The 21,433-nt window shown below is 60.2% G+C and carries 17 protein-coding genes; 6 read left to right on the top strand and 11 right to left on the bottom strand.

Features of this window, described 5'->3' with window-relative positions; translation table 11 throughout:
* Positions 1-60 precede the first annotated feature (60 nt).
* Genes HGP31_RS14560 through HGP31_RS14550 form a run of 3 tightly spaced genes read left to right on the top strand, consistent with a single transcriptional unit; the run spans position 61 to position 5,536 of the window.
* Positions 61-1,305: an exonuclease SbcCD subunit D C-terminal domain-containing protein gene (locus HGP31_RS14560; protein ID WP_168758030.1), complete on the top strand. Its 1,245-nt coding sequence runs from the start codon at positions 61-63 to the stop codon at positions 1,303-1,305.
* Positions 1,302-4,943, top strand: coding sequence for an AAA family ATPase (locus tag HGP31_RS14555; protein ID WP_168758029.1), 3,642 nt, complete (start codon positions 1,302-1,304; stop codon positions 4,941-4,943). The genes HGP31_RS14560 and HGP31_RS14555 overlap by 4 nt, the downstream gene beginning before the upstream one ends.
* A complete protein-coding gene (locus tag HGP31_RS14550; RefSeq protein ID WP_168758028.1) occupies positions 4,940-5,536 on the top strand; it encodes a glutathione S-transferase in 597 nt (198 codons plus the stop codon). The genes HGP31_RS14555 and HGP31_RS14550 overlap by 4 nt, the downstream gene beginning before the upstream one ends.
* A gap of 121 nt (positions 5,537-5,657) precedes the next feature.
* Here the strand turns inward: HGP31_RS14550 and HGP31_RS14545 are convergent, their stop codons facing one another.
* The 9 genes from HGP31_RS14545 to HGP31_RS14510 all read right to left on the bottom strand — a co-directional run bounded on the left by HGP31_RS14545 (position 5,658) and on the right by HGP31_RS14510 (position 12,600).
* Positions 5,658-5,915 (bottom strand): hypothetical protein, encoded by a 258-nt coding sequence (locus tag HGP31_RS14545; RefSeq protein ID WP_020799319.1) that lies wholly within the window; start codon positions 5,913-5,915, stop codon positions 5,658-5,660.
* Entirely contained in the window at positions 5,912-6,124 is a 213-nt protein-coding gene (locus tag HGP31_RS14540; protein ID WP_033045345.1) for a hypothetical protein, read from the bottom strand. Before HGP31_RS14540 ends, HGP31_RS14545 begins: the two co-directional genes overlap by 4 nt.
* Positions 6,125-6,239: 115 nt before the next feature.
* Entirely contained in the window at positions 6,240-6,365 is a 126-nt protein-coding gene (locus tag HGP31_RS30715) for a hypothetical protein (RefSeq protein WP_020799317.1), read from the bottom strand.
* 211 nt (positions 6,366-6,576) lie between these two features.
* The gene (locus HGP31_RS14535; protein ID WP_020799315.1) at positions 6,577-6,756 is read right to left on the bottom strand and encodes a hypothetical protein; all 180 of its coding nucleotides are present in this window, start codon (positions 6,754-6,756) and stop codon (positions 6,577-6,579) included.
* Between the two features lie 156 nt (positions 6,757-6,912).
* On the bottom strand, positions 6,913-8,082 hold the full coding sequence (locus HGP31_RS14530; RefSeq protein WP_168758027.1) for a lactonase family protein: 1,170 nt from the start codon (positions 8,080-8,082) through the stop codon (positions 6,913-6,915).
* On the bottom strand, positions 8,075-8,377 hold the full coding sequence (locus tag HGP31_RS14525; RefSeq protein WP_240963550.1) for a DUF5629 family protein: 303 nt from the start codon (positions 8,375-8,377) through the stop codon (positions 8,075-8,077). The genes HGP31_RS14530 and HGP31_RS14525 overlap by 8 nt, the downstream gene beginning before the upstream one ends.
* Positions 8,378-8,542: 165 nt before the next feature.
* A complete protein-coding gene (locus HGP31_RS14520) occupies positions 8,543-10,123 on the bottom strand; it encodes an aldehyde dehydrogenase (NADP(+)) (protein WP_168758025.1) in 1,581 nt (526 codons plus the stop codon).
* An 11-nt stretch (positions 10,124-10,134) separates the two neighbouring features.
* The gene (gene araD1, locus HGP31_RS14515) at positions 10,135-11,127 is read right to left on the bottom strand and encodes an AraD1 family protein (RefSeq protein ID WP_168758024.1); all 993 of its coding nucleotides are present in this window, start codon (positions 11,125-11,127) and stop codon (positions 10,135-10,137) included.
* A 150-nt stretch (positions 11,128-11,277) separates the two neighbouring features.
* A complete protein-coding gene (locus HGP31_RS14510) occupies positions 11,278-12,600 on the bottom strand; it encodes an MFS transporter (protein ID WP_033045538.1) in 1,323 nt (440 codons plus the stop codon).
* Positions 12,601-12,793: 193 nt separating this feature from the next.
* On the opposite strand from HGP31_RS14510, the gene HGP31_RS14505 reads away from it, so the two are divergent.
* Together HGP31_RS14505 and HGP31_RS14500 are read left to right on the top strand one after the other, a co-directional pair.
* Complete coding sequence (locus tag HGP31_RS14505) at positions 12,794-14,530, top strand: IlvD/Edd family dehydratase (protein WP_168758023.1); 1,737 nt, start codon at positions 12,794-12,796, stop codon at positions 14,528-14,530.
* A 117-nt stretch (positions 14,531-14,647) separates the two neighbouring features.
* Positions 14,648-15,367, top strand: a complete 720-nt coding sequence (locus HGP31_RS14500; RefSeq protein WP_020799307.1) for a FadR/GntR family transcriptional regulator — start codon at positions 14,648-14,650, stop codon at positions 15,365-15,367.
* Positions 15,368-15,516: 149 nt separating this feature from the next.
* Here HGP31_RS14500 and HGP31_RS14495 read toward each other — a convergent pair whose 3' ends face one another.
* Together HGP31_RS14495 and HGP31_RS14490 are read right to left on the bottom strand one after the other, a co-directional pair.
* Entirely contained in the window at positions 15,517-17,901 is a 2,385-nt protein-coding gene (locus tag HGP31_RS14495; RefSeq protein WP_020799306.1) for an efflux RND transporter permease subunit, read from the bottom strand.
* A 28-nt stretch (positions 17,902-17,929) separates the two neighbouring features.
* A complete protein-coding gene (locus HGP31_RS14490; protein ID WP_168758022.1) occupies positions 17,930-18,982 on the bottom strand; it encodes a WD40/YVTN/BNR-like repeat-containing protein in 1,053 nt (350 codons plus the stop codon).
* Between the two features lie 496 nt (positions 18,983-19,478).
* On the opposite strand from HGP31_RS14490, the gene HGP31_RS14485 reads away from it, so the two are divergent.
* Positions 19,479-21,395, top strand: a complete 1,917-nt coding sequence (locus tag HGP31_RS14485) for a hypothetical protein (protein ID WP_240963549.1) — start codon at positions 19,479-19,481, stop codon at positions 21,393-21,395.
* Positions 21,396-21,433: the final 38 nt, after the last annotated feature.

The raw sequence follows: 21,433 nt of genomic DNA, 5'->3' as shown, positions 1-21,433 counted from the left end.
CCCCTTTCGCCGTCGTCATTTTTCCCCGCGGCCATCACCTTTTTTCCTACGGAGTTCGCCTTGCGTCTGTTCCACACCTCCGACTGGCACCTCGGGCAGAATCTGCACGGCCAGGATCGCGACTTTGAGCACGGCTGTTTTCTCGACTGGCTGCTGCGTCAGCTCAAGCTGGATCAGCCGGATGTGCTGCTGATCGCCGGCGATATCTTCGACACGGTCAACCCGCCGGTCAAAGCCCAGGAACGTCTTTACGACTTCATCGTCAGCGCCCATGAGCAGCAACCGTTGCTGACCATCGTGATGATCGCCGGCAACCACGATTCCGGTTCGCGGATCGAACTGCCCGCGCCCTTGATGCGCCGTTTGCGTACTCACGCCCTGGGGCGTGTGCTGTGGCTGGATGACGGGCAACTGGACGCCGAACGCCTGTTGCTGCCACTGCCCGATGCCCGGGGTGAAATTGCCGCCTGGTGCCTGGCGCTACCGTTCCTGCGCCCAGCCGAAGTGACGGGCGCGCATTTGGGCGATGACTACCTGCGCGGCATCGGCCAGGTTCATGAATGGCTGATCGAAGCGGCCAATGCCAGGCGCCAGCCCGGTCAAGCGCTGATCGCCATCAGCCATGCGCACATGGCCGGCGGTTCGGTGTCGGAGGATTCCGAGCGCAGCCTGATCATCGGCAACGCCGAAGCCCTGTCCGCCAGCCTGTTCGGGCCGACCATCAGCTACGTCGCCCTGGGGCATTTGCACAAGCCACAGAAGGTCAATGGCGAGGCGCGCATTCGCTACAGCGGCTCGCCGATACCCCTGTCATTCTCGGAGATCGGCTACCAGCACCAGATTCTCGACATCACACTCGATGGCGAAACGCTGGTCAGCGTCGAACCGAAACTGATCCCCCGTGCCGTCAACCTGCAACGTATCGGCCCTGCGCCCCTGGCAGACATCCTGGTGCAACTGGCCGACCTGCCCATCATCGACCTGTTGGCCGACTACCAGCGCCAACCCTGGCTGGAAGTGCGAGTGCGCCTGGACGAGCCGCAACCGGATTTGCGTCATCAAGTGGAAAGCGCCCTGCAGGGCAAAGCCGTGCGCCTGGTACGCATCGCCGCCGAATACGCGGGCAACGGCAGCCGCGAAGGCGCCGATAACGGCGCCGGGTTAATTGAGCTGGACCAGCTCACGCCCCAGGAACTGTTCAGCCGCGCCTGGCAGGACAACTACGGCAGCGAGGTCGATGAGCAAACCCTCAAGGACTTTGCCGAGCTGCTGCAAGACGTGCAGATGGAGGACGAACAGCCATGAAGATCCTCGCCATCCGCCTGAAGAACCTCGCCTCACTAGCCGGTCCGTTTGAAATCGACTTCACCGCCGAGCCCCTTGCCAGTGCCGGACTGTTCGCCATTACCGGCCCGACCGGCGCGGGCAAGAGCACCCTGCTCGACGCGTTGTGCTTGGCGCTTTTCGGTGCCGTGCCGCGCCTGAACAACACCGGGCGCGACGCCAAGGTGCCGGACGCCGATGGCGAAATCGGCACCGGTGACCCACGCACCCTGCTGCGTCGCGGCACTGGCGAAGGCTATGCCGAAGTGGATTTCGTCGGCATCGATGGCCGACGTTATCGTGCGCGCTGGGAAGCCAATCGCGCCCGGGAAAAGGCCGGCGGCAAGCTGCAAGTCAGTCGCCAGAGCCTGCGCGACCTCGATCAGGATCAACTGCTGGCCAGCCAGAAAGGTGAATACAAGACCCAGCTCGAGGCCGCGCTGGGGCTGAATTTCGAGCAGTTCACCCGGGCCGTGCTGTTGGCGCAGAGCGAGTTCAGTGCCTTCCTCAAGGCCGATGACAACGACCGCAGCGAATTGTTGGAAAAACTCACCGACACCGCGCTCTACACTCGCCTGGGCCGTCGAGCGTTCGACAAGACCAAGGAAGCCCGCGAAGCGCACAAACTGCTGCAGGATCAGGCCAGCGGTGTCACGCCGCTGGCGCCTGAGGCGCGCGCCGAGCTCGATGAGCGCTTTCATGCCGCGCAACAGCAACTGAAATTGCAGCAGGCACAGCTCAAGCAGCTCGAGCTGCAAGACGCCTGGCTCAAAGAACTGCGCCGTTTGCATGACGCGCAACTGGCCGCCGCCGAACAACTGCACACTGCCCAACACACTTGGGAAAGCCTGGCTGGCGAGCGCTTGAAGCTGACACGCCTCGAACAGCTGGCCCCGCAGCGGCACCAGTTCGCCCGCAAGGCCGAGGTCGATTCGCTACTCACGCCCTTGGCAGAGCAGATTGCCCAGCATACCCGGCAACATGGCGAACTCAGCGAGCGTCAGGCGCTACTGGAACAGCAACTGGGGGCAACGCGGATCGCCCTGGGCGAGGCACAGCAACGACAAACCGAATGTGCGCCGCTGTTGCGCCAGGCTTTCGAGGAACAAAGCACCCTCGCCCGCCTGGCCAAGGACGTGACCCTGGGCGCCGAAGCCAGGCAGGCCGCCGAACAGGCCTGCACCCAAGGGCAGCAAGCGATTCAAACCTTGCACGAGCAACAGTCCCGGGCGACCGAACACTTGCAACGCATGGCGGCCGAGCTGGCCCAGAGCGCTCATCTGGCGCCGTTGAGCGATGCCTGGAATGCCTACCGTGATCGCCTGCAACAGCTGATGTTGATCGGCAATCGACTGAACAAGGGCCAGGCGGAACTGGCGAACCTCGAACAAAATGCCGAACGCACCGCACAAGCCTTCGCAGCGCAGAAACAGCAACTGGAGGTGCTGTTCAAAGAGGCTGGCGCCGAGCCGGATGCCGTCGCCGAGCAGATCGGTATCCTTGGCAGCCTGTTGCAGGACAACCGCAAGCAACTGCGTGCCATCGAAGATCTGACCCGGCTGTGGGACAGCCAACAAGACCTGGACAAGCGCGGCGCCGAGTTGCAACAACGCCAGGTCGCCGCGCAACAGGAACGTGAGCGCCTGACCCAGGACGGGGTAAAGACCAAGGCTGAACTTACCGTCGCCGAGCAAACCCTGACGGTCACCCGCGACCTGCTGGAACGCCAGCGCCTGGCCCGCAGCGCCAGCGTCGAGGAACTGCGCGCGCAATTGCACGATGACCAACCCTGCCCGGTCTGCGGCAGCCATGAGCATCCCTATCATCAACCGGAAGCCCTGTTGCAAAGTTTGGGTCGCTTTGATGAAAACGAACAGGCCACTGCGCAAAAAGCGGTCGACCTGCTCAAGGAAAAACTTGGCGAACTGCGCGCCGAAGTGGGCGGGTTGATCGCCCAGCAAAAAGAATTGCTGCAACAGCAGGAACAACTGGCGAGCGCGCAGCAAGCCCTGGCGCCCAGCCTTCAAGCGCATCCGTTGGCCACCACACTGCTCAATCAGGATGCCGACAAACGCGGCGCCTGGCTCAGCCAGCAAAACAGTCAGTTGAACCAGAGCATCACCCAGGACGAACAACGGCAAACCGCCCTGCTCACCTTGCAACAGGATGCTGCGCGTCTGACCCAGCAATTGCGCCACGCCGAAACCGCGCATCAGAGCGCGGCCCAGCACCTGGACAATCAACGGCGTGAACTGGGCAATGACCGTCAGCGCTTGGACGAAGAACTCAGCGCATTCGCCAGCCTGCTGCCAGCCGATACCCTGGAAGCACTTCGCACTGAACCCGCCGCGACCTTCATGCAACTTGATCGGCAGATCGCCGAGCGCCTGGCACAACTCGATCAGCAAAAGGAAGAGCTGGCCGAACAGCAACAGCGTCAGCAACAGCTTGAGAAGGAACAGGATCGGCAGCAGACCCGCGTGCAGCAATTGCAAATCGCCGAGCAGCAGTTCAATGCGCTGGCCGCACAACAACAGGCCAGCCAGCAGGCGCTTGGACAATTGCTCGGCTCGCACGGCAGCGCCGAGCAGTGGCAGCAGCAGCTTGAGCAGGACGTTGAACAGGCGCGTAACGCCGAAACCACGACGGCCACGGAACTGCAAAACCTACTCACCCAACGGGTGCGAATCGCGGCCGAACTCAAGGCGCAGCAAGAGCGTTTGCACACACTGGAAAGCGAAAACCGCGAACTGAGCGGCAAAATCGCCGAATGGCGCGCCCGTCATCCAGAACTGGATGACGGTGGCCTTGAAGACCTGCTGCAGGTCGACGATGCCCATGTGAGCGAACTACGCCAACGCTTGCAGCACAACGAAAAAGCCATCGAGCAGGCCAATGTCCTGCTCCAGGAACGCGACAAGCGTTTGCTCGATCACAAGGCGCAGCACATCGGCGACCTGGATGACGAGCAACTCGCCAACGCGCTCACTGAGTTGCAGAACCAGTTCACCGTCAGCGAACAACGTTGCGCCGAACTGCGTGCCGAACAGGCCGAGGATCAACGCCGGCAGAATGCCAATCAGGCCCTGGCGCAACAGATCGCCGACGCGTACACCGAGTACCAGCGCTGGGCTCGCTTGAACGCGCTGATCGGTTCGGCCACCGGCGACACCTTCCGCAAGATCGCCCAGGCCTACAACCTCGACCTGCTGGTGCACCACGCCAACGTGCAATTGCGCCAACTGGTGCGGCGCTACCGCCTCAAGCGCGGCGGCAGCATGCTGGGCTTGCTGGTGATGGACACCGAGATGGGCGACGAACTGCGCTCGGTGCATTCATTGTCTGGCGGCGAAACCTTCCTGGTGTCGCTGGCCCTGGCGTTGGGCCTGGCATCGATGGCCTCGAGCACGCTGAAGATCGAATCGCTGTTCATCGACGAAGGTTTCGGCAGCCTCGATCCGGAGTCCCTGCAATTGGCCATGGACGCCCTCGACGGCTTGCAGGCCCAGGGACGCAAGGTCGCGGTGATTTCCCATGTGCAGGAAATGCACGAGCGGATTCCGGTGCAGATCCAGGTCCGCCGCCAAGGCAATGGCTTGAGCACCCTGGAGGTGAAATGACCACCCTCTACTCGTTCCGTCGTTGCCCTTACGCCATGCGGGCACGCATGGCGCTACGCTACAGCGAAGTGGCCGTGGACATTGTCGAAGTCAGCCTGAAGGCCAAACCCGCCGAGATGCTCGCATTGTCGAGCAAAGGCACGGTTCCGGTATTGAACATAGACGGCCAGGTCATCGATGAAAGCCTGGAGATTATGCGCTGGGCCCTGTCACAGTATGATCCGCAGGATTGGCTGCTCAAGGATGATCCGCAAGGGCAGCTCGCCATCGAGGCGTTGATCGAGGAGAACGATCAGGTCTTCAAGGTGCATCTGAACCGCTACAAGTACGCTGAACGCTATCCGCAACAGCCGATGGCGTTTTACCGTGCAGAGGGTGAGGTGTTTTTGCGTAGGCTGGAGGAGTTGCTGGACGGTCGCGATTATCTGCTGGCCGACCACCCGACCCTGGCCGACGTGGCGCTGATGCCGTTCATACGGCAATTCGCCCATGTCGATCGCGAGTGGTTCGCGCAAACGCCCTATCGACGGCTGCAGGACTGGTTGCAGCGGTTTCTGGCGTCGGCGTTGTTTACATCGGTGATGGCGAAATAACCCGATCCTTGTAGGAGCGAGCATGCTCGCGATAAACCCGAGGGCGCCGCGGGGTATCAGGCACCCCACGTAATCGTTGACGACCATCGCGAGCGTGCTCGCCCCTACAGGAATCGGGGTTTCAGGCCAATACCTCGCACATGCCAATCACCGAGCAATCCACCTGGAACGGCCCGAAAAACCCGCTATCGGGCTCGTGTGGCGGGTTGCCCGCGAGCATCCCCATGGCCTTGGCTATCTCGATGTTGCGCGCGATGTTGTGGTTGGCCTCGATGGCCCGTGCCACCCCGCCTATTGACCCGTGCCCGATCCCCAGCAGGGAAAAGCCATTGGTTATGAATGCCAGGAAGGCGATAAGCAAAAGTTTGCAACGGTTCATGCTCCGGCCACTCCCGCCAGTTCGGCCGGATCGACCATCGCCTGTTGTGCGCGATGTTCAAACTGGATGCCAGGGTGCGCGACGTGAATCGGCGGCTCGACGGTTTGCCGCGACTGCGGCGAAAGACTGACAACCAGCACCATGACCAAATAGAGACCGATTGCTACGTAGGCGCCGTGTTTGGCAGAGGTGATGATGGTGCTGGCCATGATGAACTCCGTGGACATGTTTCAGAGTCCATAGAATCAATCAAAAAAGCAGCGGTAACCAACGAGTCTGATGCATAGCAAATATCAACTTCGTTGATCATTGAGCCAGTCTATCTCAGTCTTCAATAAAACTGATCATGCGCTCGCGCGCAGCGTCGGGTTCGCCGGGAATGGGGTCGGCAGCAGACAGGATCGGGGTCGAATAGAGGAACAACAGCACCACGGCAAGACGCATCGTCATTTTGGCAATCCTTTTCTTGAGAAGGAGGAGTCAAAAAATCAGCGTCAAATTTAGAGATATGGCCACCTGATATCAAGCATTACATCGATGGCTAAATGATATTGTCGCAAACGCGTTATGCAGGAGCGACATCACTTCAACGCCTTTCGCTGCCTGGGCTTCGATCGGCAAGTGTCTTCGCTCCTGCATAAAAGGCTGCTGGTCGGGTCTTTCAGTGCTGGGTTTTGTGATCCAGGGCGGCGTAGAAGTTGGCGCTCTGTTGCAGGTATTTCTGGGTGTAACTCTGGGCGTGGGCTTTCTTGTCGCTGATTTCAACGTTGGCGCTGGCTGGCAGGGCCACGGTGGCGGAAATGGCGGAAGCGGCGATTACGGAGAAGAGATTGAAGTTCATGCGGATATTCCTCGAAGTCAGTTGGCTTGCTTGCCCGGTGGGGCCGTGAAGCAAACTTAACCCTCGAGGGTTATCAGCCTGAAATGCTTTGTGACACTTACAGATATCACCCTCATTGATAGAAGGATGCAGGCCCCATCAACCGGAGCCTGCGGCCTATTGACGCACCATGAATTTCAGGTCACTCGGTGCATCCATCGGCAGTTTTTGCACGGTTTTACCCAGCAAGCCGGTGATGGCATCGCGCTCGACGACGACAATCTGGTTACTTTTCTGATTGGCGATCAGCACGAATTTGCCGCTCGGATCGAGGCTGAACTCCCGTGGATGATCGCCCTCTACCGGGCGCCTTTGCAGTTCCTTGAGATGCCCCGTCGCCGGGTCGATAGCGAACACCAGCAGCTGGTTGGCCGTACCACGGTTGCTGACATACAGGAACTTGCCGTCCCTGGATGCGTGCAAGGCCGCAGCGGCCTTGTCCGAAACGGGCTGACCGGCAGCCAGATCGACCAACTGGGTTTGCTCAAGCTTGCCGTCGCGGTAATCGAACACCGCCACTTGCGCGCTCATTTCCATGGTCAGCCAGGCGTGCTTGCCATCGGCACTGAACAGCAGATGGCGCGGCCCGCTACCGGGCGGCAGCTGCACGAACGACGGTGTTGCCGGGGTCAACGGCAAGTCAGGATTGGCCTTTGGGTCGAAGCGGTAGGCAAAGACCTTGTCCGCCCCCAGGTCGTTGGAAAACACGTATTGGCCGTCTGGCGACGGTATCGTCGCGTGCACGTGCGCCGACATCTGCCGCTCGGGGTTGACCCGGCTGGCCGGATGGCTACTCATCTGCACCACCGGCTTCAACGAGCCGTCCGCCGCCACCGGCAACACCGCCAAGGTGCCGCCCGGATCTTCAGCCACCGAGTAGTTGCTGACAAACAAGTGGCTCGCTTCAAGGCTCAGGCTCGAATGCGTTGGCTCGTTGCCCAGGCTCTGTACCTGATTGATCAGGGTCAGTACCAGGGTCTTGGGGTCGATGGCATAACTGCTGACCCGCCCGACCGGATCGGTCTGGCCCGGGCCATTTTCGTTGACCACGAACACGCGCTGCTGATCCTTGGACAGGGTCAGCCAGGACGGGTTTTCGCTCTGGATCACTTGCAGCGGCCTGGCGTCGATCTGCCCGGTCGCACTGTCGAAGTTCAGCCGGTAGATACCCTGGCTTTGCCCGGCGGTGTAGGAACCCACGAGCAATTGATAGTTATCGGCGGATGCCACCTGGACGCCCATGGCGCCGAGGCTGCCGGCGATCAGCAGTGGCCAGACGTTACGCATCCTGTTGATCATCATCATCGTCGTCGTTGTCGCCGCTGATGACGTCGCCGAGGCATACCAGACGGTGTTCGCCGACGTTATCGTGGATCAGCCAATTCTGCTCTGTGGTGTCAAAGGTCGCGGCCTGGATCTGTGCCGGGGTGAATTCCCAGTGCCTGGCCGCTCGACCGTCCATGCATTCGATGTGCAGGTTGTCGTCGACATCGAGGGCGAATTCGAAGGCGTGCAGCCCATCGATTTCCACCATCCCGCAATGTTCGAGGGCGTTGAGCAAGGTATCTGTTACGGCAGTCATGGGAGTCAATCTTTGAATGGGAAAAACGCAATGATAGCTCATGCACCCACTGATCGTTCCCACGCTCCGCGTGGTAACACCTCAACGGACGCTCCGCGTTCGGCTCTGGAAGGGACGCAGAGCGTCCCGGGCTGCATTCCCACGCAGAGCGTGGGAACGATCATGTCAAAGGGCGTCGCGAGTCGGCTTGCCATCCACCAGGCGCTGGATACCCAGCGGGTTTGCGTTCTTCAGCACATCCGGCAGCAGGCTGTCGGGGTAGTTCTGGAAACACACCGGGCGCAGGAAACGGTCGATGGCCAAGGTCCCTACCGACGTGCCGCGCGCATCCGAGGTCGCGGGATACGGCCCGCCATGCACCATCGAATCGCAGACCTCCACGCCGGTCGGATAACCATTGAGCAGGATTCGCCCGACCTTCTGCTCCAGCAACCCCGTCAGTTCGCTGAACTGTTCGAAATCGGCCTGCTCACCGATGATCGTCGCGGTCAATTGACCATGCAGACCGTTCAACGCGGCGCTCAGTTGCGCCTGATCCGCCACTTCGACGACCACTGTGGTCGGGCCGAAGACTTCCGCTTGCAGCACTTCATCAGCCTCGATCAGCAAGCTGGCATCGGCCTTGAACAATTGCGGTTGCGCCTGACGCCCTTGTTGCGGTTTACCCGCCAGGTGTTCGATACGGGGATGGTCAAGGAGCTTTTGCAAGCCCTGCGCATAGCTGCCCAGCGTCCCGGCGTTGAGCATGGTCTGCGCCGGTTGATCGGCCATCATGTCCGCCAGTGACTCGAGGAAAGCAGTGAACTGCGGCGAACGGATACCCATTACCAGGCCAGGATTGGTGCAAAACTGACCGCAGCCTTGCACCACCGAAGCCGACAGGCCGCGAGCGATGGTCTCCATGCGCACTTGCAGTGCCTGGGGCAGCACGATCACCGGATTGATGCTCGACATCTCGGCGAACACCGGGATTGGTTGTGGGCGTGCCGCTGCCATGTCGCACAGCGCGCGACCACCCGCGAGCGAACCGGTAAAGCCAACCGCCTGGATGGCCGGGTGCTTGACCAGCGCTTCACCGACTCCGCCGCCGTAGATCATGTTGAACACGCCGCCCGGCATCGCGGTTTTTTCTGCCGCACGGATGATCGCATCGGCCACCTGCTCGGCCGTGGCCATGTGGCCGCTGTGGGCCTTGAACACCACCGGGCAACCGGCAGCCAGGGCCGATGCCGTGTCGCCACCGGCGGTGGAAAACGCCAAGGGGAAGTTGCTGGCTCCGAACACTGCAACGGGGCCGAGACCGATACGGTAATGGCGCAGGTCGGGACGTGGCAAGGGCTGGCGCTCAGGTTGCGCCTGATCGATGCGCGCCCCGTAGAAATCGCCGCGCCGTAGCACATTGGCGAACAAGCGCATCTGCCCGCTGGTGCGGCCACGCTCACCGATGATCCGTGCGGCCGGCAATGCCGTTTCGCGGCACACCAGGCTGACAAACTCATCGCCCAGCGCATCCAGTTCGTTGGCGATGGCATCGAGAAATTCTGCGCGACGCTCCGCGCTCAGATTGCGATAAGCCGAATACGCCTGCGCGGCGGCCTTGGAGGCGGCATCGACTTCTTGCGGCGTGGCCTGGGTGAAATCGTGGGGCAACGCCTCGCCTGTCTCGGCGTCGACACTGTGCAATTTGACGCTGCCCAGCGCACTGCGCTGGCCGCCGATGTAGTTGTGGCCAAGAATTCGAAGCATGGGGAAATTCCTTAAAGAGTGCCGACAGTGCCGGGTTCGAACGCCGCATCGACCGCAACGATGCCATTGATTAACGGCGCGCCGAATTCGCCCTGGCTGATCTCGAACACATCGCCCGGTTGTGGGCGAATGCCGTCAGCGAAGGACAGGGTCGCGGTACCGAAGAAGTGAATGTGCACGTCCCCAGGACGCAGGAACTGGCTGTACTTGAAATGGTGGAATTCAAGGTTCGCCAGGCTGTGGCACATGTTGGCCTCACCACTGAGGAACTCGTTCTGCCACAGCACCTGGCCGTCGCGCAGGATGCGACTGGTGCCGGCCAGGTGTTGCGGCAGCTCGCCAACCCGCAACTCCGGACCGTAGCTGCAACTGCGCAGTTTCGAATGGGCCAGGTACAGGTAGTTCTTGCGCTCCATCACGTGATCGGAAAACTCGTTGCCGACTGCAAAGCCAAGGCGATACGGCTTGCCGTCGTGACCGATGACATAAAGGCCGCTGAGTTCAGGCTCTTCACCGGCGTCTTCGGCAAACGGTGGCAAGGGGAATGGCTGGCCGGGGCGCACAACGATGCTGCCATCGCCCTTGTAGAACCATTCCGGCTGCACGCCCGCCTGACCGGCCGCAGGCTTGCCGCCTTCCACGCCCCATTTGAAGATGCGCATCGTATCGGTCATCGCGGCTTCGTCACCGACCTGCTGGTGCATCTTGTCCCGGGCCGACGCGCTGCCCAGGTGAGTCAGGCCAGTGCCACTGACCAGCAGGTGCGCCGGATCCGGGTGATCCAGCGGTGGCAGGATGCGCAATTGCGCCAGCAGTTCGGCATAGTCGTGGCTGACACCCAAGCCCAGGCTCTGCACCTGTTGCTCAAGATTGACACCCGCTTCGATCGCTGCCAGCGCCAGGTCGCGAACCGTGCGTGCCTCACGAACTTCCAGGACCTGCGCCCCCTCGACCACGCCGACACGGCGCTCGCCGTTACTCAATTCGAACTGAACCAAACGCATGATTTTTCTCCTGTGACAAATCTCAAATCCAACGAAGGTCCCCGTGGGAGCGAGCCTGCTCGCGAAGAGGTCATCACATCCAACCTATCTGTTGGCTGACGCTGCGCCTTCGCGAGCAGGCTCGCTCCCACAGGAGATCGTTGTGAATCCTCAAGTACGGGTAGCCCCACGCGCACTGGCGGCAAACTCATCCGCCGGCAACACATGCTTGCGCTCCAACTGGCGGTACACCACGCCGGTCAACACCAGGCCGAACACCATCACGCAGGACAGGAAATACAGCCCCGATGCCAGGTTGCCGGTGTATTCCTTGAGCGCGCCGATCACGAACGGGCCGATGTAGCCGCCGAGATTGCCTACCGAGTTGATCAGGGCAATCCCCGCCGCCGCACTCGCGCCGGCAAAGAAGCGCCCGGGCAAGGTCCAGAAAATCGCCGTGCAGGAAAACAGTGCGAACGCCACCAGGCACAGCGCCATCAATTGCAGTACCGGAAACGTCAGCCAGGCGCTGAGGAACAAGCCGATGGCGCCCAACACATACAGCACCGCCAAGTGACCATAACGATCATTCAATCGATCGGAGCTGCGCGGGATGATCAGCAGACCAACGATCCCGAAGACATAGGGCACCGATGACACGAACCCGGTCACCAGGTCGCTGCCGCCGAACTGCTTGATCAGGGTCGGCAGCCACAGGCCCAGGCCATAGATGCTGAGGGTCACCGGCAGGTAGAACAGCGCCAGCAGCAACACGCGTTTGTCCTTGAGCGCGTGCAGCGGGTTGCCGTGGCGGGTCTGGCCGTATGCCTGCAGGTCTTTTTGCAGTTCGCCGCTCAGCCAGTCCTTCTCGGCCTGGTCCATCCACTTCACCTGTTGCGGGCCATCCGGCAACCAGCGCAGTACCGGCCAGGTCAGCAGGATCGCCGGGGTGCCGATGACGATGAACAGCCACTGCCAGCCGTGCAGGCCAAGAACGCCATCCAGGCCCAATAGCCCGCCGGACACGGGCCCGGTGATCATCATCGCGATGGGTTGGGACAGGATGAACAAGCCCAGGATCTTGCCGCGATGGCGCACCGGGAACCACTGGGTGATGTAGTACAGAACGCCAGGAAAGAACCCGGCTTCCGCCGCACCGAGCAAAAAGCGCATCAGGTAGAAGCTGTTCGGCCCCTGGACGAACGCCATGCCGATGGTAATGGCGCCCCAGGTGACCATGATTCGGGCGAACCAGCGTCGTGCGCCAAAACGGTCAAGCATCAGGTTGCTGGGGATTTCCAGGAGGAAATAGCCAATGAAGAACAGTCCTGCGCCCAACCCGTACGCCGCATCACCGAGGCCGATGTCGGCGCCCATGTGCAGTTTGGCGAAGCCCACTGCGGAGCGATCCACGTAGGCGATCAGGTACAGCAGGATCAGGAAGGGAATCAGTTTCAGTGTGATGCGGCGGATCAGCCGCAATTCCTGGCTCATGAGATCGGTCTCCGATTGTTGTTTTTATAGAACCTCGGGGGACGCCTCTCACGGCTAACCGTCAGGGCCATCCCTCCGCTGAAAACGACTATATAGTAATACTATTTAACCAACAACACTTCCAAACAGGCGAATTTGCGCTTATGTTACGCCTCAGCCCGAACAATATAGTCATACAATAAGAGAATCGATCATGTCTGATAAGAAACCCACCCTGCGCTCCGCCCACTGGTTTGGCACCGCCGACAAGAACGGCTTCATGTACCGCAGCTGGATGAAGAATCAGGGCATCGCCGATCACCAGTTTCATGGCAAGCCAATCATCGGCATCTGCAACACCTGGTCGGAACTGACCCCGTGCAACGCGCACTTCCGCCAGATCGCGGAACACGTAAAGCGCGGAGTGATCGAGGCTGGAGGCTTCCCGGTGGAATTTCCGGTGTTCTCCAACGGTGAATCCAACTTGCGCCCGACCGCCATGCTGACCCGCAACCTGGCGAGCATGGACGTGGAGGAAGCCATTCGCGGCAACCCGATCGACGGGGTGGTACTGCTGACCGGCTGCGACAAGACCACCCCGGCATTGCTGATGGGCGCGGCCAGTTGCGACGTGCCAGCGATCGTCGTCACCGGCGGGCCGATGCTCAACGGCAAGCACAAAGGCAAGGACATCGGCTCGGGTACCGTGGTCTGGCAACTGAGCGAACAGGTCAAGGCCGGCACCATCACCCTCGACGACTTCCTCGCGGCCGAGGGCGGCATGTCTCGCTCGGCCGGCACCTGCAACACCATGGGCACCGCCTCGACCATGGCCTGCATGGCCGAGGCACTGGGCACCTCCCTGCCCCACAACGCGGCGATTCCCGCCGTGGATGCTCGTCGTTATGTGTTGGCGCACATGTCCGGCATGCGTGCCGTGGAGATGGTGCGCGAGGATTTGAAGCTGTCGAAGATCCTCACCAAGGAAGCCTTCGAAAATGCCATCCGGGTCAACGCCGCCATCGGCGGTTCGACCAACGCCGTGATTCACCTCAAGGCCATCGCCGGCCGCATCGGCGTGGAGCTTGACCTGGACGACTGGACCCGCATCGGTCGCGGCATGCCGACCATCGTCGACCTGCAACCGTCCGGGCGCTTCCTGATGGAGGAGTTCTACTATGCCGGTGGCTTGCCAGCGGTATTACGCCGCCTTGGCGAAGCCAACCTGATCCCGAATCCCGATGCCTTGACCGTCAACGGCAAATCCATCGGCGAAAACACCAAGGACGCGCCGATCTATGGCGAGGACGAAGTCATCCGCACCCTCGACAACCCGATCCGCGCCGACGGCGGGATCTGCGTATTGCGCGGCAACCTCGCGCCACTGGGCGCAGTGCTCAAGCCCTCCGCCGCCACACCCGAATTGATGCAGCATCGCGGGCGAGCCGTGGTGTTCGAGAACTTCGACATGTACAAGGCACGAATCAACGATCCGGAACTGGACGTGGATGCCAACTCGATCCTGGTCATGAAGAATTGCGGGCCGAAGGGTTATCCGGGCATGGCCGAAGTCGGTAACATGGGCTTGCCGGCCAAGCTGCTGGCCCAGGGCGTGACCGACATGGTGCGCATTTCCGATGCGCGCATGAGCGGTACCGCGTATGGCACCGTTGTCTTGCATGTCGCCCCGGAAGCAGCGGCTGGCGGTCCGTTGGCAGCCGTGAAGGAAGGCGACTGGATCGAACTCGACTGCGCCAGCGGTCGTCTGCACCTGGACATCCCGGATGCCGAACTGGCGGCGCGCATGGTCGACCTGCAGCCGCCACAGCAATTGTTGGTGGGCGGCTATCGCCAGCTGTACATCGACCATGTGTTGCAGGCGGATCAGGGTTGTGACTTTGACTTCCTGGTCGGTTGCCGAGGCGCCGAGGTACCCCGCCACTCCCACTGACTCCGTTGCCCTCCCCCTGATCGTTCCCACGCTCTGCGTGGGAACGATCACTTCAAGACTTTGCCGCGCCTGTTATCATGCGCGGCATCGCCATCGCACAGGACCGCGCCGTTCCCCATGGATTACCGCAAACCCTCCGACCGCAAAAGCATGCACTCGCGCATCGTCCAGGAACTGGGCATGCAGATCGTCTCGGGACGTTTCCTGCCGGACGACAAACTGCCCGCCGAAGCCCTGCTCTGTGAGGAGTATGCCGTCAGCCGGCCGGTGTTGCGCGAAGCCACCCGTGTTTTGGTCGCCAAGGGCCTGGTCTATTCCCGTCCGCGGGTCGGCACGGTGGTCAAGCCGCGCAAGGAATGGCACATGCTCGACCCGGACGTCCTGCATTGGCTGATGCAAAGCAGCCCGCAGAACCAGTTCTTCGACCTGCTGACCAGTGTGCGCAGCATCATCGAACCGGCCGCCGCCGCCCTCGCCGCGCAGTTCGCCACCGACGCGGACATTGCCGCCATCGGTGAAGCCTACCAGCGCATGGAGGCGGCACCGACGCCGGAAGCCTTGCTGCAACCGGACCTGGATTTCCACAGCCGTATAGCCGACGCCACCCACAACGACTTGCTGGCCAACCTGTGCAACATGCTGTCGGTAGCGATTGCCGAAGCGTTGAAGCATTCCAATCAGCGGCCAAACCTGCATGAGCTGGCGTTGCCGCGGCACAAGGCGATTCTCACGGCCATCGAAAACCGCGATGCGCTGGGTGCGCGGCATGCAACGCTGGTGCAGCTGGACGATGCGCGTAGTGCGCTGAATGTGGTGCTGGGTAGCGATCCCTCGTAAAGCAAAATCAAAAGATCGCAGCCTGCGGCAGCTCCTACAGATGTACATCATTCCCCTGTAGGAGCTGCCGCAGGCTGCGATCTTTTGATCTTCACGCACAAAAAAAAGCCGCAACCCTGAGGTTGCGGCTTTTTTGTTTCAACCAGGGATCAGTGAGCAAACAGCGAATTACCCTTCTGCCCCGCCAGCTTCTCCGGTTTTATCAGGAACCGCGCCAGTGCCGGCAGCAGCCACAACGCACCGAACATGTTCCACAGCAGCATGAAGGTCAGCATCAGGCCCATGTCAGCCTGGAACTTGATGGCCGAGAAGATCCAGGTGCACACGCCGATGGCCAGGCACAAGCCGGTGAACAGCACGGCCTTGCCGGTGGATTTCAGCGTCTGGTAGTACGCCTCTTGCAACGGCAGGCCGGCACGCAGGAAGCTTTCCAGGCGGCTGTAGATGTAGATGCCGTAGTCCACGCCAATCCCCACCCCTAGCGCCACCACCGGCAGGGTCGCGACCTTCACGCCGATGCCCATGAAGGCCATCAGGGCGTTGCCCAGCACCGACGTCAGCACCAGCGGCAACACGATGCACAAGGTCGCCGCCCAGGAACGGAAGGTGATCATGCACATGACCGCGACGCAGATGTACACCAGGATCAGGATAGTCAGTTCGGACTTCTTGATCACCTCGTTGGTGGCCGCTTCAATGCCCGCGTTACCGGCAGCCAGGATGAACTCCAGGTTCTCGGTGTTGTGTTCCTTGGCGAATTCCTGCACCGCATGCACCGCACGGTCCAGGGTTTCGGCCTTGTGATCGTTGAGGAACACCAGCACCGGTGCCAATGAGCAACTGTTGTTGTACAGGCCATCGGCGCGGGCGATGGAGTTGTTCAACACGTCCGGGTTACGCGACAGGGTTTCCCATTTCAGGTTGCCCTCGTTCATGCCCTTGATCATCTGCTTGGACACGGTGACCAGCGAGATCGCCGACTGCACGCCCTCGGTGTTCTGCATCTTCCACATCAGCTCATCAATCGGCGCCATGGCTTCGTAGCGCGAGCAGCCTTCGGCCTTGGTCTTGACCATCACCACCAACACGTCGGAACTGGTGGAGTAGTTGCTGATGATGAAGTTGTTGTCCTTGTTATAGCGCGAGTCCGGACGCAATTCCGGCGCGCCCTGGTCGAGGTCACCGATCTTCAGGTTCTGGCTGTACCAGAGGCCACCGCCAAAGGCGACCAGCGCCAGGAAAATCGAAACCGGTGCAACCTTCGCGCTGGCAAAATTCGACAACAGGCGCCAGAACGGGTGCTCGCGGATCGCATCCTTCTTGCTGCGAGCCACGGCACGCTTGCTGATGCCGACGTAGGAAATCGCCACCGGCAACAGGATCAGGTTGGTGAACACAATCACTGCCACACCGATGGAAGCACCGATGGCCAGCTCGCGGATCACACCGATATCGATGATCAGCAGCGTGATGAAGCCCACCGCATCGGCGAGGATCGCGATCATCCCCGGCAGGAACAACTGGCGGAAGGTGCGCCGCGCCGCCGTCAGGGCGTTTTCCGCCTCGCTGGATTGCAGGGCGATGCCGTTGATCTTCTGCACGCCGTGGGAAATACCGATGGCGAAGATCAGGAACGGGACCAGCATCGAGTAGGGATCGAGCCCGAAGCCGAAGAAGTGCATCAACCCCAACTGCCAGACCACCGCCACCAGGGTGGTACTCAATACCGCCACTGTGCTGCGCATGCAGTTGGTGAACCAGTACAGCAGGATCAGGGTGATGACGAAGGCAACACCGAAGAACATCACCACCATCACCAGGCCGTCGATCAGGTCGCCAACTTTCTTGGCGAAACCGACGATATGGATCTTCACGTTGGGGTTCTGTTTCTCGAACTTGTCGCGGATCTTATCTTCCAGCTCGTGGGAGAACTTGCGATAGTCCAATGCCAGCAACTTGCCCTGGTCCTGCGGGTCCGGGTAGGACTCCAGCAGCGGGATGTCGACGATGCTCGACTTGAAGTCGTTGGCCACCAGGCGCCCGACCTGCCCGGACTTGAGCACGTTGTTACGCAACAGGTCGAGGCTTTGCTGGGAGCCGTTGTAGCTCTGCGGGATCACTTCCCCCCCAGCAAAGCCCTCCTCCGTCACTTCGGTCCAGCGCACGCTCGGGCTCCACAGCGACTTGAGGCCGGAGCGGTCGACGCCAGAGATGTAGAACACCTCGTCGTTGATCTGGCGTAACGTCTCCATGTACTCCTTGGAGAAGATGTCGCCGTCGGTGGCTTCCACGGAAATGCGGACGGTGTTGCCCAGGTTCGCCAGGTCGTTACGGTGCTCCATCATCTTCTGGATGAACGGATGCTCGAGCGGGATCATTTTTTCGAAGCTGGTGGACGGGCGGATCAGCGTCGCCTGCCAGAACAGGAAAACACTGACCAGCAGGCAGATGAAAATCACTGCCGGGCGGTTGTTGAAGATCAGGCGCTCAAGAAACGTCGCCTTGTCCTGATGATGGGTGCTTAAGGATGTCATGACTACGCCTTCTTATTATTAACCCGGCTCATTTGCCCAGCTCAGCGCCATTTGGCGAAGTGGCGCGAACGCCGCCCTGTCCAGCCAGAATCAGATTGCCGTTCCCTGCGGCGACGACAGATGAGAGCGAGATACGATCCCGACGGTTGAAGACGCTGAAGGTTTCACCGTTGTCGCTGCTGCTGATCACCGAACCGCCGTTGCCGACGATCACAATGGAACCATCGTCAAGCAATGTACCGCCGGACAGGCCGAATTCCAGATCACCGCGTTCAGCCTTGAGCTTGACCTGCTCCCAAGTGCTGCCGAAATCCGTGGAGCGGTAAAGATTGCCGCGCAGGCCATACGCCAACAGCGTATTGGGTTGCGCGGTGCCGATCACACCGAATAGCGAACCCTCGTACGGACCTTCGAGTTTTTCCCAGGTCTGGCCCCAATCGGCCGAGCGGAACATGCTGCCCTGCTCGCCAACGATAAACAGGCCGGCATCCTTGACCGCCGTGATGGCGTTGAGGTGGAACTGGTCTTCGTTGTCCAGGCGGTCGCTGACGTCTTCCCAGTTCTTGCCGCCGTCGGTGGTGGCCATCAACGCACCATACGCGCCTACGGCAAAACCGCTGTTGGCGTCCTGGAACCAGACGTCGAGCAGCGGCGATTCGCGTTTCAGATCTTCGAATTGCTTGGTCCAGGTGACACCACCGTCTTCGCTGGCGAGGATCTGCGCGTCATGCCCCACGGCCCAGCCGTGCTTGTCATCGACAAAGAACACTGAAGTCAGTAACTGGCGGGTCGGCACCTTGGCCTGGGTCCAGGTGGAACCCTGGTCGTCGGAATACAGAATGTGCCCGCGATCCCCGACCGCCACCAGGCGCTTGCCGGCGTGCACGACATCGAGCACCAGGCTTTTGCTGGCCTTGGCCGATTCAACGGAATAAACGACGTTGGACGCTGGCGCGTCAGCGGCCAGCACCGATGTTGACCACACGGCACAGCCCAACAGCGAGAGCGCTGTAGCCAGCAACGCGAATTTGCGCAATGCCGGCGGGCGGCAGATACCCACACCCATGACAGGCTCACTCATAGACCTTCCCCCTTTATTATTGTTAGGTCGTTCAACCTTTCAGGGCGCCGAAAGGGGTACTCACGGGACGTCCTGTTTCAAAAGCATAGTCTTGAAACCCGCAATCCAGAGCCCCTTCGGAAGCTGGCTTATCCTATCGGTGTTTTTCGACGGCTGACAATCGACGGCACGTTATGTTTTGTTAACCGCGGGTCGATGCGTCCCGGGTGAATGGTCGGGTATTACCGCGGGTGATCGTGTTATCCATGGACGGTCTATGCCGGTGTTTGGCTGATCCATGCAGTCCAGCAAATTGTATCGATGAGCGTTTTTTGTCAGAAGCCGACTTGTCGTTCCCCTATGGTGGCTCGCATTGACTCCCCATGGACAGCAAGAAATGATTCCTTCCCCAATTGGCGCCTCATCCAGCCGCCCTCTCGCAAACAACGACCGTCCGATAGTCCCTACACCCATTGCGAAAGCGGTGAATTTCGTTTGCCAGGGACAGGAGAAGTTTGTGGCACTCGCGCAATCACCGGAGGAAAAACCAGGGCGTGATTCGTCTGCGGCGGGACCGAAGCCAATCGGGGGTGGCCGTAAGAACAGAGTGGTCGCGATGCGAGAGCAAAACCAGCAGCGCTTCGAAGAGCTAAGGCAAGATCTGAAGGAGTTGCTGCCGCAACTGATACAGACGAAAAAACGCGTTGGTGTCACCTACAACGTCATGCAGAAAAAAACAAACGATCCGTCATGCTCCGAACAGGAACGGGCAAAGTTCAAACAACTTTACCTCACCGAGCTACACGCTCAACGCGCAGGCGATGTCACGATGCTGGGCTTCATCGAGGAAATGACGGGCTTGAGGCCGGATTCTTTCGCCGCTCAAACACGTTGCGACTTGCTGGAACAACTGATCAACAATGCTCGTGCGCAAATCACCATTAAAAGCCTGGATATCGACGCAGCTAAATGCAATTACACCCATTCCAATAGTGATGAGGTGCAGCTCGCTACAGCCCTGCTAACCGAAGGTACTGTCGTAGTGGATGGTTTTTTGGAATACATGGGTGAACTCTGCGAAATCTACGAAACGCTGATCAAGCTTCATACGGAGGTGGAGAGCCGTCTTCGCCAACTTCAAGGGATGTCGCACCAGGGGGCCGAGGCCTGGGAGCGATTGACCAGCAACAGACCCGATAATGAAATTAGCGTGCTGGGTACCAAGGTCTGCCAACTGACCACCTTGACCTCTCTCGGCGCCAAGGAGCCTGGCAGCGACACGTCAGCAGCACTGCTTGACGTTATGGCACCCCTGCAGTTGTTGTTCTCGTCCTATATTGAGCTTCAAATCTCAAAGCACTATAAAAGCGACGATCGTATTGCCGTACTGGATAACCTGGTCAAACACTACGACACCGCAATGGTAGGGCTCACCAGTATTGGCATCCTGAGATCCGATGAATTGCAGCCGGAGCGGTTCGCCCATCTGTGCGAAGTCGTTGGACAATTGCGCGACGATGCCGAGCACCGTCTGGCTGATGAACTGAAGAGCGCTGAAACGCCGTCCCCGACATCGAAAGCCGAACTTCCCGCTACATCACCCTCCCGCAAGCGGGTCATCCACACTGTCAAAGGCACATTGATCGGAGAGGTTCGGGCTCGAGTTGCCAATCAGGGCACAGACATTGTCGACGTCAGAAGCCCTTTCGAAGACCAGCCACTGGCCTCGTTCCGCGAAGATAAATCGAATGCCTGGGTGGAAATCGTCGAAGCGAGTAAAACCGCACCGAAAGCGCGCGTGACTCCCTACCCGCAACTCAAGGGCGATGCTCGAAAGGCGTTGGCGAAAATCGATGAGCTGGTGCACAAATTCGATGGCTACGCACGAGGGGCGGGCCATCCAAAGGGAATCGAAGAGAGCTTGCAGAACACGGCGCAGAATCTGATCGACTATGCGGACCGCCTGGAACGCCACGAAAACGCACCGTCAAACTCGCAGAGGGATGCCGACCTCGTCAAAGACCTACGGCTCAGGGCTGGAACAATCAAGGAAAAGGCAACGCAGCTGCGTGTCCAGATATCCCTGGCCCAAGCCCCTACCCGCGAAGCCGTGGAGTATCTGATGCGTCAAAAGGAAATTCACCCGCAAAAAATCGGCGAGCGCATACAACTGAAAACCGGACGCCAGGACTTTTTGCAGGAATACGTTCTGATGAACAAAAACAATCGGCCATTGTGGTATGCGCACTTTCATTACAACACATCAAATGATGCCGAGGACAATTACACCGCCGCCAGCCTGAAAACCAAAGATCAACGCTTTGAAACCAATGCCACGGCACTGGCCAAGGCACAAAACGCTCACCAGAAAATCGACATCTATCGCGGCCACATCGACAAGGAACTGGCCAAGAAAATTTTCTCGCTGCCGTAACCCGTTCGCCGCGCAGTGACTGGCACTGCGCGGCATCA

It is taken from the genome of Pseudomonas umsongensis (assembly GCF_012647205.1).
GTDB lineage: Bacteria > Pseudomonadota > Gammaproteobacteria > Pseudomonadales > Pseudomonadaceae > Aquipseudomonas > Aquipseudomonas umsongensis.
This window is presented reverse-complemented; position numbering and strand designations above follow the sequence as displayed.